Raw genomic sequence first — 16,421 nt, 5'->3', positions numbered from 1 at the left:
CACTTGTCGCGATGAGTTTGTGCTCTTTAACTGTGCTGGCTGATGCGACACAAACTTTTCAGGTGTCTGCCACCGTAGATACAGGTTGTTTGATTAACGGCGCAGTACAAGAAGAAAGCGCAACCCAAGCCGGGCAAATAGGCACGTTAGATTTTGGTGAGCATTCTTCAGTTTACGCGACGGAAGTACAAGGCAGCATCACTTACAGTTCATCACTCACATTAAGTTGTACTCCGGGTATTACGATGAATGTTTCCGTAAATGGCGGGATGAATGCATCGGACGGTGTACGTAAGCTAAAGCACAGTGAAGAAGCGACAACGGTAGATTACTTTTTGTTTCAGGATCTAAATTATACGCAGGTGCTTGATATTGACACGCAATATTCCGTCGATACCGACCAAGACCCAGATAATATTCAGTTTCCTATCTGGGCAAAGGCAACAATAAATGGGAATGAAATGGCTGGAATTTATATGGATACGCTTACGCTGACATTAGAGTGGTAAGTGAACTTTGGAGGGGTGAAATGGAATTCATACTCAAAAAACTATTATTAATAACCTTCCTTTTTGTTTTTTTCTCAAATGCCAATGCTAACTCATTATTAATTTGGCCGATTTACCCCAAAATATCAGAGGAGAGTAATGCAACATCACTTTGGATGGTAAATAAAGGCAGTGTTGATTCTTATTTACAGGTGAGAATTTTTAAGTGGGAACAAAACGAAGGAGAAGATAGTTATTCAAGTCAAAGCCAGTTAATTGCAACCCCTCCGTTTGTCAAAATTGAACCAGGTGAAAAGCAGTTAATCCGCATCATCAACCAAGATGAGGCCTCTGCGGGTAAGGAGTATGCATACCGAGTGATCATAGATGAATTACCGCCAACTCAAAACCCTCAAACAGAATTGACGGAAAATGAACTCGCTGTAAAAGTCCGAATGCGTTACTCGATACCTTTGTTTATTTACGGGAAAGGGCTGACTGATACTCAAAAACCAAACCGTGACAGTGAATTATGGGATGATTTACAGGCACAGTTTATTAAGAAAAATAATCAGCGTTTTGTTCACATTAAAAATTCAGGAAAACACCATGTTCGCTTAGTGAATTTACAGTTGAATCTACCAAATAAAGATCCTGTCGTTATTTCCGATGGACTAGCTGGCTATATTCTTCCTGAACAGTATAAGGTTTGGTCTATTCCCCATAGTAATGTCAGACCCTTGAGTTTGAGCGCGAATATTGGAGGTAAACGTTACCAAATACCATTGAAGCAATAATGAATAGATTTAATACAATGAATGCTTTCTTTTGGTTGGTATTACTTAGCGTAACGTGGAGCAGTATTGGTCTTTGTGCAAATTCAGCAAACCACTTCTCTGAGCTACCGAGTCCTGAAAATTTCTCATTAGAAAAGTTTGAGAATATTAGCCTCAATCTGGAGTTGGTGATCAATCAAAGAGCAACAGGGCTTGTTGCGAAAGTTGAGCGAGTTGGCGATCAGTTCTTTTTGCTCCGGGAGGACCTCATTTCAGTTGGGGTTACCGCCAAGTCGTTGCCTGGAACCGAAGAGAGACTTGAGGTTACGTCTATCCCAGGTGTTAACGTGCGTTACTTGCAATCGTCATTGCAACTCGCAATTGACGTACCGCCTAATTGGTTACCGATGCAGAATTTATCAGCGCAGGATATGGGGCGATTTTCCCCGGCTCAGTTTGGGCGTGGTGGCCTGCTTAACTACAACGTATTTGGTGTGTACGAGAACGAAAGCCGACAAAAGGAGGTTTCTATCAATCATGAAGTCAGAGCCTTTTCTGAGTTTGGCGTTTTTTCTACTACCGGGATATTTAAATCTAACTTTCATCGCGATGTTCAGTCCCAGCAAAGCAGCCAGTACACTCGTTTTGATACGAGTTACGAGTACGTCAATCAAGAGAAGCGAATTCGTATGGAGGTAGGGGACTATATTGTTCGCCCTTTATCTTGGAGCCAACCAGTAAGACTGGCGGGTATTCAGTTGTCACATGATTTCTCTATGCGTCCGGATGTCGTGACGACGCCGTTACCTGCATTTTATGGTGAGGTCACAGCGCCCACTACGTTAGATTTGTTTATCAATGGCTTTAAAACTGACTCAATGAATGTTGGGCCCGGTCCTTTCATTATTAACGATATTCCAATGCTCTCTGGTGCTGGGGAAGCAACGGTAATTGCAACGGATGCTCAAGGTAAGCAAACGGTCATGACCAGCCCATTTTTTCTCTCTTCCGATCTACTCAAGACCGGATTTACATCTTACAGTGCGAGTATTGGTGCGATCAGAGAAAATTTCGGTAATGCATCTAACGACTATGGAGACGGTGGCGTGGTTACCGCTCTGCGTCATGGCATGACTGATTGGTTAACACTAGAAGCTCAAGCTGAAGCAAAAGATGACCTGATCGTTGCGGGGCTGGGCTTTGTCACCAATGCTTTCAACTTGGGTACGGTGGATGCCTCGTTTCGTGTGAGTAATTTTCAGGATCAATCTACCTCATATGCGCTAGGTTATAGTTATCAGTCTCGGCTGTTTAGCTTCGCTGCTCGAACTCAAGTAGAACAAGCCGACTTTTATACCTTATCTCATTTACCAAATTACGAAATGCTCGATGAAGGCAAGGACGCTTCACTCGCGTCGCGTCATCTATCACAAATCAATATGGGAGTCCGTTTGGGAGATTGGGGCTCACTTTCTGGTGGGTACTTTGATATTCAACAATCCGACTCAGATTCACGTACCCTAAACCTTACTTATAGCTACGCTCTGCCTTTTAATATCAATATGTCCCTTTCTTACAACCATAGTATTGGTGGTCAGAGTGTTACGTTGGCGCAATTCTCTCTACCTTTCAGTTCTTTGGGGGGAAGTTCGGGGCTAACGCTGAAAAGAGAGGACGATGGCGATGTGCGAGGTCGAGTGGGTTACAGCCGCCTCGCGCCAATACGAGGTGGGTGGGGCGTCAATTTAGCGCATGATATTAACGAACACCCAGAAAACCGTAAACAGGCCGATTTGACCTACCGTGCGTCATGGGCGCAGTTCAGAGCGGGGTTAAATGGCACCAGTGGCGACTATGATTATTTTGCGGAAATGGCAGGTTCGGTCTCTACATTGGATGGAGAAATATTCCCGGCGAATGAAGTGTATGACAGCTTTGCGGTAGTGAGCACCAGTGGTTTTGAAGGTATTCCGGTTAAATATGAAAATCAAATTGTCGGAGTGACAGACGATGAAGGTTACTTACTTGTTCCTTGGGCTACGGCGTATTACACCGCCAAATATGAAATCGATCCACTTAATTTACCTGCCAATGCTGCGTTTTCTGCGACAGAGCAGTTTGCTTCGATACATTCGGGCTACGGCTACCTGTTAGAGTTCCCAATAGAGCTACAAATTGCACTGAGCATGACGGTGGTAGACGAAAATCATTTGTTCCTTCCGATTGGTACATATGGCCGCTCAGAAACGGGCTTAACAAGCCAAATTGGTTGGGATGGTTTTACCTACTTTGAAGGCGTTGACCCAGGCCGCTACATTCAGTTTTATCCTCAAGGACAGCCGCCATGTAAAGTGTTTATTGAGGGGTTGTATCAGCGTGAGAGTCAAAAAATACAAACATTGCCTGAGCAGGTTTGTATCAAAGCCGAAGAAGAGACCGCACTATGATTTTGCGCCGCTGGCTTGCTAGCCTACTTCTCTTTTTCTCGTTCTCGACAATGGCTTGTCAGCTCACGGCGGCAACACCTTTAATCTTGTTTGGCAATGTTTCTTCGTTTACTGTTTCAAGCTCTCAGCAGCAAAGCTCAGCTCAGCCTCATGCGGGGATTACGTGTGACTTTTCTACACTTGTGTCTTTGTTAAGTGGCGACTACGTATCAGCAACGTTTAACAGTATAAATAATGGTTTGCTATTAAATGAGGATGATCCGAGTTCGGAGCTCAGCTATCAGATTTTTGGCGATCCAGGTCTTTCACAAGAGTATGTATTCGGCCAAACTTACAATTTTTTTGAAATCGGGTTAATCGATTTACTCGGGTTGTTTGGCACTCAAGCCGAGTTTCCGCTCTATGCTCGGACGGGAGTGGGTAGTAATCTTTCCGCTGGGACTTATAAAGACCAAATCACCGTATCCTGGATTTGGGATTACTGTAAGGGTATCGGGGTTCTAGGGGTATGCATTGGCCGCGCCAATGGCAGCGCTCAAAGCGTGATTACGGTTGAGTTGGAAGTGACCCCTGATTGTATGATCACAGCGCCAGATATTGATTTTGGTTCGTCCCCATTAGTGGCCGGTTTTGAACCAGTCAGTCAGGTTATATCGTTAACTTGTACCAAGAATAGTTCCTTCTCCATTGGCTTGAATGACGGCCTAAATGCGTCCGGCGGTCAGCGGCGAATGATTTCTAGTGGTCACTATTTGGAGTATGAAATCTATAAGTCATCAACGATGGAGCGCTGGGGAGGAACCAGTTCTGAACGTCGTGAACACAGTGACGTCGATACTGGCGGCTCCATTCCTGATGGTATCACTCCACAGAATTATAATTATCGCGCGCAGATACTAACCAGCCAAACGACCCCTCCTGCAGGTACTTACACCGACTCAATAATCGTTGACGTTCAATTTTGAGCATCATGTCAATTACATCATTAGAGGCTTCTATTCCAAAAATCTTTTGTAATCATAGTTTTCACTCTGTCACTGCTTAATTTTGTGAGATTAGTATGGCTTTATTCTCACGGAATTTAACTTTCAGAAATAAGGAAAATGATGAAGAAGTCACTAACAACATTAGGTTTGGCACTGGTATTTACAGGAACAGCTTATGCAGCAAGCTGGGGCTACGAGGGAAACCATGGGCCAGCTCATTGGGGTGAGTTTGCATCTGAGTGCGCGAAAGGTCAAAACCAGAGCCCAATCAACATTGAATCGGCGACCGAAGCGAAGCTAGAAAAATTGAATTTCGACTACGAAGGTAAGGCAATTTCACTGCTGAACAACGGTCACACTTTACAGACTGGTTTAGAAGGTAAAAACACACTCACCATTGATGGTAAAGAGTTTATGTTGAAACAGTTCCACTTCCATACGCCATCTGAAAACCATGTGGATGGTAAAGAATACCCACTAGAAGTACACTTTGTGCATGCCGACAAAGTAGGTCATCTAGCTGTTGTCGCGGTGTTCTTTAAACTGGGTGACGCGAACCCAGATCTAGCTAAGATGCTAGCTAACACTCCAACTAAAGATCAAGATGTTACCATCAAGGTTCCATTTGATGCGGATGCCCTTATCCCAAGTGATAAAGACTACTACCGCTTTAACGGCTCACTAACGACACCACCATGCTCTGAAGGTGTGCGTTGGTTGGTGATGAAAGAAGCACAAACTATTTCTCCTGAGCAGATAAAATCTTTTTCGGAAGTAATGGGGAAAAACAATCGCCCAATCCAACCGCTGAATGCACGTATAGTGTTAACGCAACAATAACCACTTCATGCGAAGAAAAATAAAAAGCCCGCTTAAACACAGCGGGCTTGATTATTTGGGTATTGGTGAGAACTAGAAGCCGTGATCTTCTTGCTCTTCCGCTTTTACCATTTGTATAGGATCAAGCTTAAGCGTCTGAGTAGGGAACGCGATATCTGCATCGTGTTCTTTAATGATGTTGATTACCTTAAGCAGTATGTCCTGCTTAACCTCATGGTATCTCACCCAATTCACGGTTTTAGTAAAGGTATAGATAAAGAAGTGCAATGATGATGGACCGAATGTATCGAAGTTGACGATAAGTGTTTGGCGTGCATCAATGTCTTTGTGATTTTTCAGCATTTCTTTTACCGCGGTGATAATTTGCGGCATTTTTTCAGCATCGTCGTAACGAAGTCCAATTTTTTCGTAGATACGTCGGTTCAGCATGCGAGATGGGTTTTCTACGACAATGCTGCTAAACACTGAGTTTGGCACATACAGTGGACGCTTATCGAAAGTTCGGATAATGGTCATACGCCAGCCAATGCGTTCTACCGTCCCCTCTATTTGTCGGTCTGGAGAACGGATCCAATCGCCAACTTTAAATGGACGATCGAAGTAGATCATAAGACCTCCAAAAAAGTTAGACAGCAAATCCTTCGCCGCTAAACCGACGATCAAACCACCAACACCACCGAAGGTAAGTAGGCCCGATAGTGACAGACCAAATGCCTGCATTACGGTTAGAATTCCGACGGTAATAAAGAACAGGCGCGCGACCTTAGCTATCGCTTGTACTGTTGTTTCATCTCGGTTCTTTTGTTCGAGAACATGCTCTTCAACATTGGTAATGAGCCGCATAACGGTCCATACGAAGATGCTGATGATTAAAATCAGTTTCAGCGTACTTAACCAGTTTATTTTATCGTTGAGCTCGCTCTCCAATATGATGCCAATAGAGACGGTTGCTGGCCAACACCAAATGAGTGTGCTGACGGGCGCTTTTAGCGCATCAAGCAACATGTCATCCCAGTGGAAGGGCGTTTTCTCTACGAGCGCAGCGAGGCGAGAGCGGATCAGCCGCCAAGCTATCCAAGCTATAAAGCTAGCGAGCGTAATGAAAAGGACGCTCCCACTCCAATTTTGATGAGACGTTTCAATGTAGCTTTGTAATTCGGTAAACCACTGTGGCATATGTAACTTATTTCTAGTGAACCATGGAAGGAAAGGTAGCAGATATTACTCCTTCACCCCAGTGATTTCCTTTAAATCATTTACTTATGTCTAAACCGTCCGAGATGGACTTTTCCTTCCGATGACAAGAGAGTCACCTCAATGTTCTGTTGAGCGACCGCCTCATGCATGTTCAGAGGTACGCTACCAATGATTGAGGGTTGATATTTGGACGATCAATTATAACTTCTCTGACTTATCGCTAACATTTATCTTAAGTAAGTGTGAGAGTGTATTGGCTCTTGAATTAGCGGAGGCAGATATGGAATTTACAGAGCTGGATCGAAACGCGCTCTACGACATCTGGATGTCACAAAAAGCCAAAATGCACATCACTCAAATGGAAATGGCGAAGCGCCTTGGTTTGAGTCTACACGAGTTTTCTGGCTTGTTACGTGGTAATTCTCCACTGACGCTAGGTTTTGTAAAACAGCTATGCGAGCAGCTACATGTACGTCCTGGTCAGGTGATTCCGTCTTTGACGGAGCGTGATCTATCTGCATCTGGTACCGTTTATTTACAAAATCGTGTGACGGTGGATGGCGATATCAGTAACGTGTTTATCGACGGAAACCAAGTCGTGATCGAGTACGTTCACCAAGTTAGCTAGCTTGCTCGTCAAATTATCGGGTTGAAGAGCAACAAAAAACGAGCCACTGTTGGCTCGTTTTTTCGTTTCTGTTTTGCTCGATTGCAAAGATTATGGGATTTTCACTAGCGAATCGCGTGAAAGATCCGCGATAGACTTAGCGCCAGTCAGCGTCATTGCTACACGCATTTCTTTATCGTACAGATCCAGTAGGTTTTCAACGCCTGCTCCGCCTTGTGCAGCCAATGCGTACACAAATGAACGGCCAAGAAGCGTACAGTCTGCACCAAGTGCGAGCATACGAACGACATCAAGACCAGTACGAATACCAGAGTCTACGAAGATCTTAAGATCACCTTTTACCGCATCCGCAATGCTTGGTAGTGCTTTAGCACTTGAAAGTACGCCATCTAACTGACGGCCACCATGGTTAGATACCACAATGCCATCTGCGCCGAAACGTACCGCATCTTTCGCGTCTTCTTCATCTAGAATGCCTTTGATAACCATTGGGCCATCCCAAAAATCACGAATCCACTCAAGATCTTTCCAGGAGATAGAAGGGTCGAAGTTTGCGCCTAACCAGCCGATGTAATCTTCTAGCTTTGTTGGTTCGCCACGATAAGTTGAGATGTTACCTAAGTCGTGCGGTTTACCAAGTAGACCCACATCCAGCGCCCAGCTTGGGTGGCGCATCGCCTGGAATACACGACGCATGGCTGCGTTAGGACCACTCATACCTGAGTGCATGTCACGGTAACGTGCGCCAGGAACTGGCATATCAACGGTAAACACCAGCGTTGTTACGCCTGCTGCTTTTGCACGCTCAAGTACGTTTTTCATAAAGCCACGGTCTTTAAGCACGTAAAGCTGGAACCACATTGGACGTTCAATTGCAGGTGCGACTTCTTCAATCGGACAAACCGAAACAGTCGACATAGTAAATGGGATGCCTTTTTTCTCGGCTGCTTTTGCTGCTTGCACCTCGCCTCGGCGCGCGTACATACCAGTTAGACCAACAGGAGCTAGCGCGATTGGCATTGCCAGTTTCTCACCGAAGATCTCGGTTTCGAGGCTCAAATCTGTCATATCGCGTAGGACGCGTTGGCGAAGAGCGACATCACCTAAATCGTCAGTATTACGCTTCAGCGTGCGTTCGTCGTAAGAGCCGCCATCAATATAATGGAATAGAAACGGGGGAAGCTTGGCTTTCGCGGCAGCGCGGTAGTCAGTAGAAGCTGAGATAATCATAATGGTGTCCTAGCGGTTATTCTAAGCAAAGTTGTGGAGCAATTTGCTCTTTCGTTGAGCCTTCATCGCAAAGCAGTGAAGACATCAAAATGAGTATAGTTACCTATGGTTCACTTACGTTTGAATCGGTGATGTTGGTAACCCATTTACATAATTGGTTGAAAAATTTTATCAAATCACTCAATCAGTTATGCAAACTGGAAAGGGTGACACAGCTGTCGGGGGAATTGATGTAGCAAGCTAAATCAACATGTCGGGGTAGTAGTGCAGACAGCTGTGTCAAATTAGGCAGGGCTGTAAACCCTGCATTTCGCGTTACTTCATTAAGACATCTGTCATTTGGAAGCCATAAATCAGCACCAATCCAATAATGCCCGTCATTACAATGTAGTAGAACGTAGGGATAATCGTCTTACGCAATGTTGCGCCTTCTCGACCAAGCAAACCTACCGTGGCTGATGCGGCAACAACGTTGTGAATCGCAATCATGTTACCTGCGGCAGCACCGACGGCCTGGAGTGATACAACAATCACACTCGAAATAGACAACGTTTGTGCCACTTCGAATTGGAACTGGCTGAACATCATATTTGATACCGTGTTTGAGCCAGCGATGAACGCACCCAGTGCACCAACGGTGGCACTCAGCGCTGGGAACGCAGAACCAACAAGGTCAGAGGCGAAGTTTGCGGTTGTGACGGGCATACTTGCTAGGTCAGCACCGTTGATGCCTGAGTTGATAAAGATACGAACCATCGGAATGGTAAATACCAAGACAAAACCCGCCCCAATCAGTGTTTTGCTTGACTCGCCAAACGCTTCACGCAATGGCTTTACACTACCGCTTTGTAACATTGCAGCAAGTAGTGCGACAAACACCAGAATGCCACCAGGAAGGTATAACGGCTGAATCGCAGCGCTAACGCCAGTCTCACCAAGAATGTTGCTGAACGACAAACTTACGCTTTGTACAAAGCCTTTCAGTTCTGGGCTTACGCGGCTTGCGACGAGAATAACTGCCAGCATTACATATGGAACCCAAGCTTTTACGATGCTCATTGGCTTGCCCGGATTATCGTTTAGATCGACTTTTAGTGAGCCTAACCACTCTGCAGGCCACTTGTCTTCGCTTTCGAAATCCCACTTAGTCTTTGGTACTAAGAAGCCTTTTTTCGCTGCGGTAACAACGATAGACAGACCAACCAAACCACCGATAAGTGAAGGGAACTCTGCACCTAAGAAAACACCGGTTAACGCGTATGGAACGGTGAAAGAGACACCAGCGAATAGTGCAAATGGTAGAATATCCAGACCTTCACTCCAGCTTCTGTTCTTGCCGAAGAAACGTGTTAACATCATCGCCATTAATACTGGGATCATCGTACCTACGACTGCGTGAATGACAGCAACGTGCGCTGTGATATCTTGCAGGTACATTTCCCACGTTGCACCTTGTGCGGCCAACGACTCACTGATGTTATGGGTGTCTAAACCTTTGTTTACACCTACGATGATAGGCGTGCCTACCGCGCCGAATGAAACAGGCGTTGACTGAATCATCATGCCCATAAGGACAGCGGCTAGCGCAGGAAAGCCGATTGCAACCAGTAGTGGTGCAGCGATTGCTGCCGGGGTACCGAACCCAGATGCGCCTTCAATGAACGAGCCAAAGCACCAAGCAATGATGATGGCTTGTACACGGCGGTCAGCCGAAATATCGGTAAATCCATTACGGATTGTGGTGATCGCTCCAGTGTGTTTTAAAGTGTTGAGCAAGAAGATGGCACCAAACACGATCCATAGAACAGAGACAGTAATGCCCAGTCCTTGGAATACGGAGGCCAGTACGCGATTGGCTGACATATCCCAAAACATTAGTGCGATAGCGACGGTTAGACCGAACGCAACAGGCATGGCTTTTTTAGCAGGCCAGTTGAGACCAACCAATAAGATGGCGGCAACAACAATTGGCGAAAATGCCACTAGGGCAAGTAGGGTTTCACTCATTTGTACATCCTTCGTACGCTGACTTCTCGAACGGTGTCAATCCGCTGTAGAGGTGACTTTTTGTTGTAATGGTTTTGTTAATTTGGCGTGAATTTACTCCTTTATTTTTTGTTGATATAGGGAAATAATGAAAATAATTAATTCCAAAAGTGACATAATGGTATGAGAGCAGACGACTTAATCCTATTTTCTCAAGTAATCGAACTTGGCAGCTTTAGTAAGGTTGCAGAGGCAAATAACCTTACAAATTCGGTAGTTAGCAAAAGAATGGCGAGGTTGGAGGAAGAAATAGGGGCTCAGCTATTATATCGAACAACGCGCAAATTAACCTTGACCGAGGCAGGTAAGGTGTTACTCCACAGTGCTAAAAATGTGAAGCAGGCCACTCAGGAGGCTATGGATGCTGTTGCAGGCTTTGGAGAGAATGTGAGCGGTCATATAAAAATGTCCGTGCCGTGTATCTCTGGAGATTTGATACTTGCTGATGCTGTTGCCGAGTTTTGTAACCTTCATCCGGGTCTGACCGTGGACATGTCATTGGATAACCGCTTTGTCGATTTAGTGGCTGATGGTTACGACTTAGTCATTCGAACTGGCTACCTAGCCGACTCCAGTTTGATCGCACGACATATTCTCGATTCCCAATGGGTGGTATGCGCGTCCCCTTCATATATCGCTAAAAATGGGAAACCGATCGAGCCGATTGATCTCACCACGCACAATTGTCTGCAATACGCTTACCAAACCACAGGTGCAACGGATTGGGAGTTTAAAGGAGAAGATGGCAATTACATCGTCAAAGTATCGGGCTGCTTTTCTACTGATAACGCGACCGCATTACGTAAAGCCGCTCTGGGCGGCCATGGTATAGCTTACGTCCCGCGATGCTTGGTGTATCATGATATTCGCAATGGCCAACTGGTGGATATTTTTCCTGAACTAGTGGGTAAAAAGTTGGGTATCTATGCGGTGTACCCGTTTACTCGTCAACCACCGAATAAAGTGAAACTGCTTATTGAGCACATTCGTGATCGTTACTTAACGATATCTCATTATTTCTAGTTCCTTCATAGATTTAAAACAATGTCATTGAAATCAAAATTGGGTGCTCTAAGGTAATCACCGCTATAAAACGATTGAAGATAAACAACTTAATAAAAACAACGGAGTAACACGGACGTTATGCATTACCCAAAAACACGTAAAGATTCTGTCGTGGACACTTATTTTGGTCACGACATTACCGACCCTTATCGCTGGTTAGAAGATGATCGCAGTGAAGAAACCGCTCAATGGGTTTCGGGTCAAAATTCGGTCACCTTCGATTTCCTTGGTCAGATACCGTACCGCCAACAAATCCGTGACTTAGTGGCGAAGAGTCAAAACTACGAAAAATATTCCCAGCCATTTGTACGTGGTGACTACACCTACTTCTACAAAAACGACGGTTTGCAAAACCAAAGCGTATTGTATCGACGTAAAGGCGAGGGAGAAGCCGAGGTTTTCCTTGATCCAAATACTTTCTCCGAAGAGGGCACGACCTCTCTTGGCGAAGTCAGCTTCTCTAAAGACTACCGTTTGGTCGCGTATTCCATCTCGGAAGGGGGCAGTGATTGGCGTAAGATCTTTGTCATTGATACGGAAACCAAAGAACAGTTAGAGCCTGAGATTGTTGATGCGAAGTTTACGTCGATTTCTTGGCTGGGCAGCAAAGGCTTCTATTACTCAAGCTACGATAAGCCGCAAGGCAGTGAGTTGTCTGCTCGAACTGAGCATCACAAGCTTTATTATCATGAACTTGGTACCCCTCAATCTGAAGATAAAGTGATTTTTGGTGAGTTGGATACGCAAGTTCATCGTTATGTGTCTGGTACGACGACGACAGATGATCGCTTCCTCATTATCTCTGGCGCAGAATCTACATCGGGTAATCGTCTGTTTTATATAGATTTACAGTCTGACTCCCAAGCAATTGTGACGCTGCGCGATACAACGCAAGGCGACACCTACTTAATTGATAGCCAAGACGCAACCTTGCTGCTTTACACCAACCTAGACGCGCCGAATGGCAAAGTTGTCAGCTACAACACTCAGACAGAACAATGGGCTGACGTGATTGCTGAACAAGAACAGCCGTTAGAAATCAGCAAAGGTGGCGGTTATCTGTTTGCGACTTATATGGTAGATGTGCTTTCTAAAGTGCAGCAGTTTAACTACCAAGGTGAGTGGATTCGAGATGTACAATTGCCGGGAGAAGGCACGGCTTATGGTCTGGCGGGTAAAAAAGAAGAAACCACACTTTATTACACATTCACTAACTACGTGACGCCTCCGACGATCTTCTCATTTGATGTCGAATCTGGTGGTTCGACGCTGTTTCAAGAATCAAAGGCACCGTTCGATCGTAATGAGTATGAATCAAAACAGGTGTTTTACACCTCAAAAGACGGCACGCAAGTTCCGATGATCATCTCATACAAGAAGGGCATTGCACTTGATGGTAGAGCACCAACCATGTTGTATGGTTACGGCGGTTTTAACATCAGCCTCACTCCAATGTTTTCTGGCAATGTAGCCAACTGGTTAGAGTTGGGTGGTATTTACGCTGTCGCCAACATGCGAGGCGGCGGTGAATACGGTAAAGCCTGGCACAACGCAGGTACTCAGCAGCAAAAGCAAAACGTGTTTGATGACTTTATTGCGGCGGCGGAATACCTGATTGAAAACGACTACACTAGCTCGGATCGCCTAGCGATTCGCGGTGGTTCTAATGGTGGTTTGTTAGTTGGAGCGTGTATGACGCAACGCCCTGAACTATTCAAAGTCGCGCTGCCTGCGGTTGGCGTGCTTGATATGCTGCGTTATCACACGTTTACTTCTGGAGAAGGCTGGAAGTATGACTATGGCACGTCGGAGCAAAGTGAAGCGATGTTCCAATACTTGCTTGGTTACTCTCCTGTTCACAATGTAAAAGAAGGCGTGCAATATCCTGCTACCTTGGTGACAACTGCTGATCACGACGACCGAGTTGTGCCAGCACATTCGTACAAATTTATTGCGGAGCTGCAAGACAAGCAGCAAGGCGCTAATCCAGTATTAATACGCATTGATGTCAATGCAGGTCATGGTGCAGGAATGCCGCTGAGTAAGCAAATTGACCTCACCACAGACGTGTATGCATTTACGTTACATAATATGGGTATTGAGTCGATTTAATGCCCTAGTTGTTCGAAGCTTCTGAGAATAAAAAAATGCCGCGACAGTGTCGCGGCATTTTTCATGGTTGGGGGAACTCAATTCATACTGTTTGCCAGTATTTGAGCCAGGTTGACTAAGCCTGACCCTTGAACCAACCAGTCTCGGCGGCCAAACCGAAAGGCAGCTACGCCATTCTTAAGACAAGATGAATTTATCACCTTTTCTTAATCCTAGTTTATGAATATGAAACTGTGATGAACCTAAGCCGCATTGTGCTGATTTTCACTGTTTTCAAGATCAAATGAGGCATCTATCAGTTTTTTCGTGTAGTCATTTTTAGGGTTTTGGAAAATCTTTTCGGCCGTACCTTGTTCCATGACCTCGCCCTTTTGCATGACTAGAACACGATCAGAGAGTGCTTTAACTACTGATAGATCGTGGCTAATAAACAAGTAGCCAATATTGTGTTTTTTCTGCAAATCTTTCAGAAGGTCAATCACTGTCAGTTGCACCGAGCGGTCTAATGCAGAGGTCGGCTCATCAAGCAAAATAAACGAAGGTTCAAGAATCAGTGCTCGCGCGATAGCAATACGCTGACGCTGGCCTCCTGAAAACTCGTGCGGATAACGGTTGATGGACGCGGGATCTAAGCGGACCTCACGGAGCACGTCGCGCGCTTTCTGCATACGTTCTTTTTTACTCAACATTGGTTGGTGGACAGTTAATCCTTCTGTGATGATCTCGCCGATAGTCATACGAGGAGAAAGCGAACCATAAGGGTCTTGGAATACCATCTGAACGTCTTTTTTCAGCTCAAAACGTTCTTTGTTTGTCAGCAAGGCCATATCTTGGCCTTTGTATTCTATTTTGCCAGTTGAGGGCAGTAGACCTATCAAAGCTCGGCCGAGTGTAGACTTACCTGAACCGGACTCCCCAACGATCCCGAGGGTCTCTCCTTGTTTAAGCTCAAGAGAAATGCCTTTTACCGCTTCGAAGTACTCATTCTTGCTCGCAATAAAATGCGACTTTACCAAGAATTTGACTCGTATATCGTCGGCCTTTAAGAGCTGTGTAGCACTTTCGCTAATAGGCTCCTTACTGCCTTTAGGAATCGAGTTGATTAGCATACGTGTATATTCGTGCTTTGGGTCCTCGAAGAGTATTTGCGTTTCGCCTTCTTCGACGACTTCTCCTTTACACATCACAATGACACGGTCTGCAAAGTGTTTTACGACGCCTAAGTCATGAGTAATAAATAGGATTGCCATGCCCATCTGAGCCTGAATTTCTTTAATCAGGTGCAACACTTCTGCTTGAACCGTGACATCCAACGCCGTTGTTGGTTCGTCGGCGATCAAAATATCGGGCTCGTTAATCAGTGCCATCGCAATCATGATACGTTGCAATTGACCACCAGAAAATTCGTGTGGGTACTTGTTGTACGCTTTTTCTGGGTTTGGCATATGAACCAATTCAAACAGCTCTAACACCTTTGCTTTTGCTGTTCGTCTGTCGACCGGGCGGTGACACATGATGGCCTCAGCGACTTGGATACCCACCCGCATGTACGGGTTTAGTGAGGTCATCGGCTCTTGAAAAATCATGCCAATGCGATCACCGCGAATACTTTGCATTTCACGCTCTGTTTTATCCAAGATGGAGCTACCCTCAAACATGATGGATGAGCTTTCATGCACAATAGCGTTGTCTGGCAGTAGTTTCATCAGTGCATTGGTTGATACTGACTTGCCAGAGCCAGATTCGCCAACGATGGACAGCGTCTCGCCTGCTTTTAAATCGAAGCTAACATTCTTTACTGCATCGACGATCCCATCGTTTGTCGTAAAGCTGACTGATAGGTTGTTCACCGAAAGAATGGTTTTAGAAGACATCACAGATCCTTGTGGTTGATAAAGCAAATGATACTCAAGCAATGGACAGCACAAACCTAGCTGGCCTCAATGCTTGAGCTTTAGATTAATTATACAGGTGAGAAGGCGAAGATTTTGCCGAACTCATTGCTTGCAAATGTAAGAACTGCTCATGCGCGCGCGTTACGTGCTCGAGTTCTATCATCCATTGAGCATTACGTTGGGCAGAGCAAAATGCCGCCATGTGAGCTAACAAGTCTTCGCTCTGTTGACCAAGTAGGTGACCTACGCGCTCAATCAGTTCATGGCTCTCTAGCTGCAAAAATTGAAATAGCGCGTAAGTTTGATTGAGTATTGAGAACGCATCATGCTGTAAGCCGAGTTTGTTGAGAATCTCTGATTGCGTCACGCTGGCATCTCTAAGCCCCGTAATGAGACATACAAACTGGCAAGGTTTAGTTTGTGCATTTTCTAGCGCTAGATGAATGTGGTTGGGTAGATTGTTGAGCACGTCGTCATATAAACGATGAGCTTCTGGCCAATGGCCTTGTTCCATCAGTTGCTCCGCTTTTAAGTAGCGCATCCAGCATTGCTCAATATTCATATCCATCTCCACAACATTTGATTTGTTTAGATATTAAATGAAATTGATTATCAATTGCAAGTGCGTGTTAATATCACTTATGTGTTCATAAAATGTCCAATCAATCTAGGGTGGAAGGTAAATCACTTAAAATTAAGCAAATAATCTCT

General features: G+C 45.1%; 13 protein-coding genes. 8 read left to right on the top strand and 5 right to left on the bottom strand.

What is annotated here, in order from left to right; all coding sequences use genetic code 11:
- Positions 1–11 precede the first annotated feature (11 nt).
- The 5 genes from R7Q48_RS04725 (at position 12) to R7Q48_RS04705 (ending at position 5,537) form a co-directional block, all read left to right on the top strand.
- Positions 12–509 carry a spore coat U domain-containing protein gene (locus tag R7Q48_RS04725; RefSeq protein WP_017820521.1) on the top strand — a complete coding sequence of 166 codons (498 nt, stop codon included), beginning with the start codon at positions 12–14 and terminating at the stop codon, positions 507–509.
- Between the two features lie 20 nt (positions 510–529).
- Positions 530–1,285 (top strand): molecular chaperone, encoded by a 756-nt coding sequence (locus R7Q48_RS04720; protein WP_005375103.1) that lies wholly within the window; start codon positions 530–532, stop codon positions 1,283–1,285.
- A complete protein-coding gene (locus tag R7Q48_RS04715) occupies positions 1,285–3,711 on the top strand; it encodes a fimbria/pilus outer membrane usher protein (RefSeq protein WP_395233922.1) in 2,427 nt (808 codons plus the stop codon). Before R7Q48_RS04720 ends, R7Q48_RS04715 begins: the two co-directional genes overlap by 1 nt.
- The gene (locus tag R7Q48_RS04710) at positions 3,708–4,676 is read left to right on the top strand and encodes a spore coat U domain-containing protein (RefSeq protein ID WP_262643477.1); all 969 of its coding nucleotides are present in this window, start codon (positions 3,708–3,710) and stop codon (positions 4,674–4,676) included. The genes R7Q48_RS04715 and R7Q48_RS04710 overlap by 4 nt, the downstream gene beginning before the upstream one ends.
- A gap of 141 nt (positions 4,677–4,817) precedes the next feature.
- The gene (locus tag R7Q48_RS04705; protein WP_085569378.1) at positions 4,818–5,537 is read left to right on the top strand and encodes a carbonic anhydrase; all 720 of its coding nucleotides are present in this window, start codon (positions 4,818–4,820) and stop codon (positions 5,535–5,537) included.
- 72 nt (positions 5,538–5,609) lie between these two features.
- Here the strand turns inward: R7Q48_RS04705 and R7Q48_RS04700 are convergent, their stop codons facing one another.
- A complete protein-coding gene (locus R7Q48_RS04700) occupies positions 5,610–6,713 on the bottom strand; it encodes a mechanosensitive ion channel family protein (RefSeq protein ID WP_005375107.1) in 1,104 nt (367 codons plus the stop codon).
- Between the two features lie 301 nt (positions 6,714–7,014).
- Between R7Q48_RS04700 and R7Q48_RS04695 the strand changes: the two genes are divergently transcribed.
- Entirely contained in the window at positions 7,015–7,362 is a 348-nt protein-coding gene (locus tag R7Q48_RS04695; RefSeq protein WP_005375109.1) for a helix-turn-helix domain-containing protein, read from the top strand.
- A gap of 90 nt (positions 7,363–7,452) precedes the next feature.
- Here the strand turns inward: R7Q48_RS04695 and lldD are convergent, their stop codons facing one another.
- Together lldD and R7Q48_RS04685 are read right to left on the bottom strand one after the other, a co-directional pair.
- Entirely contained in the window at positions 7,453–8,592 is a 1,140-nt protein-coding gene (lldD, locus tag R7Q48_RS04690; protein WP_005383962.1) for an FMN-dependent L-lactate dehydrogenase LldD, read from the bottom strand.
- A gap of 315 nt (positions 8,593–8,907) precedes the next feature.
- Positions 8,908–10,599, bottom strand: a complete 1,692-nt coding sequence (locus tag R7Q48_RS04685) for an L-lactate permease (RefSeq protein WP_005375111.1) — start codon at positions 10,597–10,599, stop codon at positions 8,908–8,910.
- A gap of 162 nt (positions 10,600–10,761) precedes the next feature.
- On the opposite strand from R7Q48_RS04685, the gene R7Q48_RS04680 reads away from it, so the two are divergent.
- Together R7Q48_RS04680 and R7Q48_RS04675 are read left to right on the top strand one after the other, a co-directional pair.
- Complete coding sequence (locus tag R7Q48_RS04680) at positions 10,762–11,661, top strand: LysR family transcriptional regulator (RefSeq protein ID WP_005375112.1); 900 nt, start codon at positions 10,762–10,764, stop codon at positions 11,659–11,661.
- 120 nt (positions 11,662–11,781) lie between these two features.
- Positions 11,782–13,815 carry a prolyl oligopeptidase family serine peptidase gene (locus R7Q48_RS04675; protein WP_151515314.1) on the top strand — a complete coding sequence of 678 codons (2,034 nt, stop codon included), beginning with the start codon at positions 11,782–11,784 and terminating at the stop codon, positions 13,813–13,815.
- A gap of 242 nt (positions 13,816–14,057) precedes the next feature.
- Here the strand turns inward: R7Q48_RS04675 and R7Q48_RS04670 are convergent, their stop codons facing one another.
- Both R7Q48_RS04670 and R7Q48_RS04665 read right to left on the bottom strand, forming a co-directional pair.
- The gene (locus tag R7Q48_RS04670; RefSeq protein WP_238843708.1) at positions 14,058–15,689 is read right to left on the bottom strand and encodes an ABC transporter ATP-binding protein; all 1,632 of its coding nucleotides are present in this window, start codon (positions 15,687–15,689) and stop codon (positions 14,058–14,060) included.
- Positions 15,690–15,774: 85 nt separating this feature from the next.
- On the bottom strand, positions 15,775–16,272 hold the full coding sequence (locus tag R7Q48_RS04665; RefSeq protein WP_005375116.1) for a hypothetical protein: 498 nt from the start codon (positions 16,270–16,272) through the stop codon (positions 15,775–15,777).
- Positions 16,273–16,421: the final 149 nt, after the last annotated feature.

The sequence above is a fragment of the Vibrio sp. 378 genome (assembly GCF_033339435.1).
Note: the sequence above shows the minus strand (reverse complement) of the source record. Positions and strands in the feature narration are given on the sequence as shown.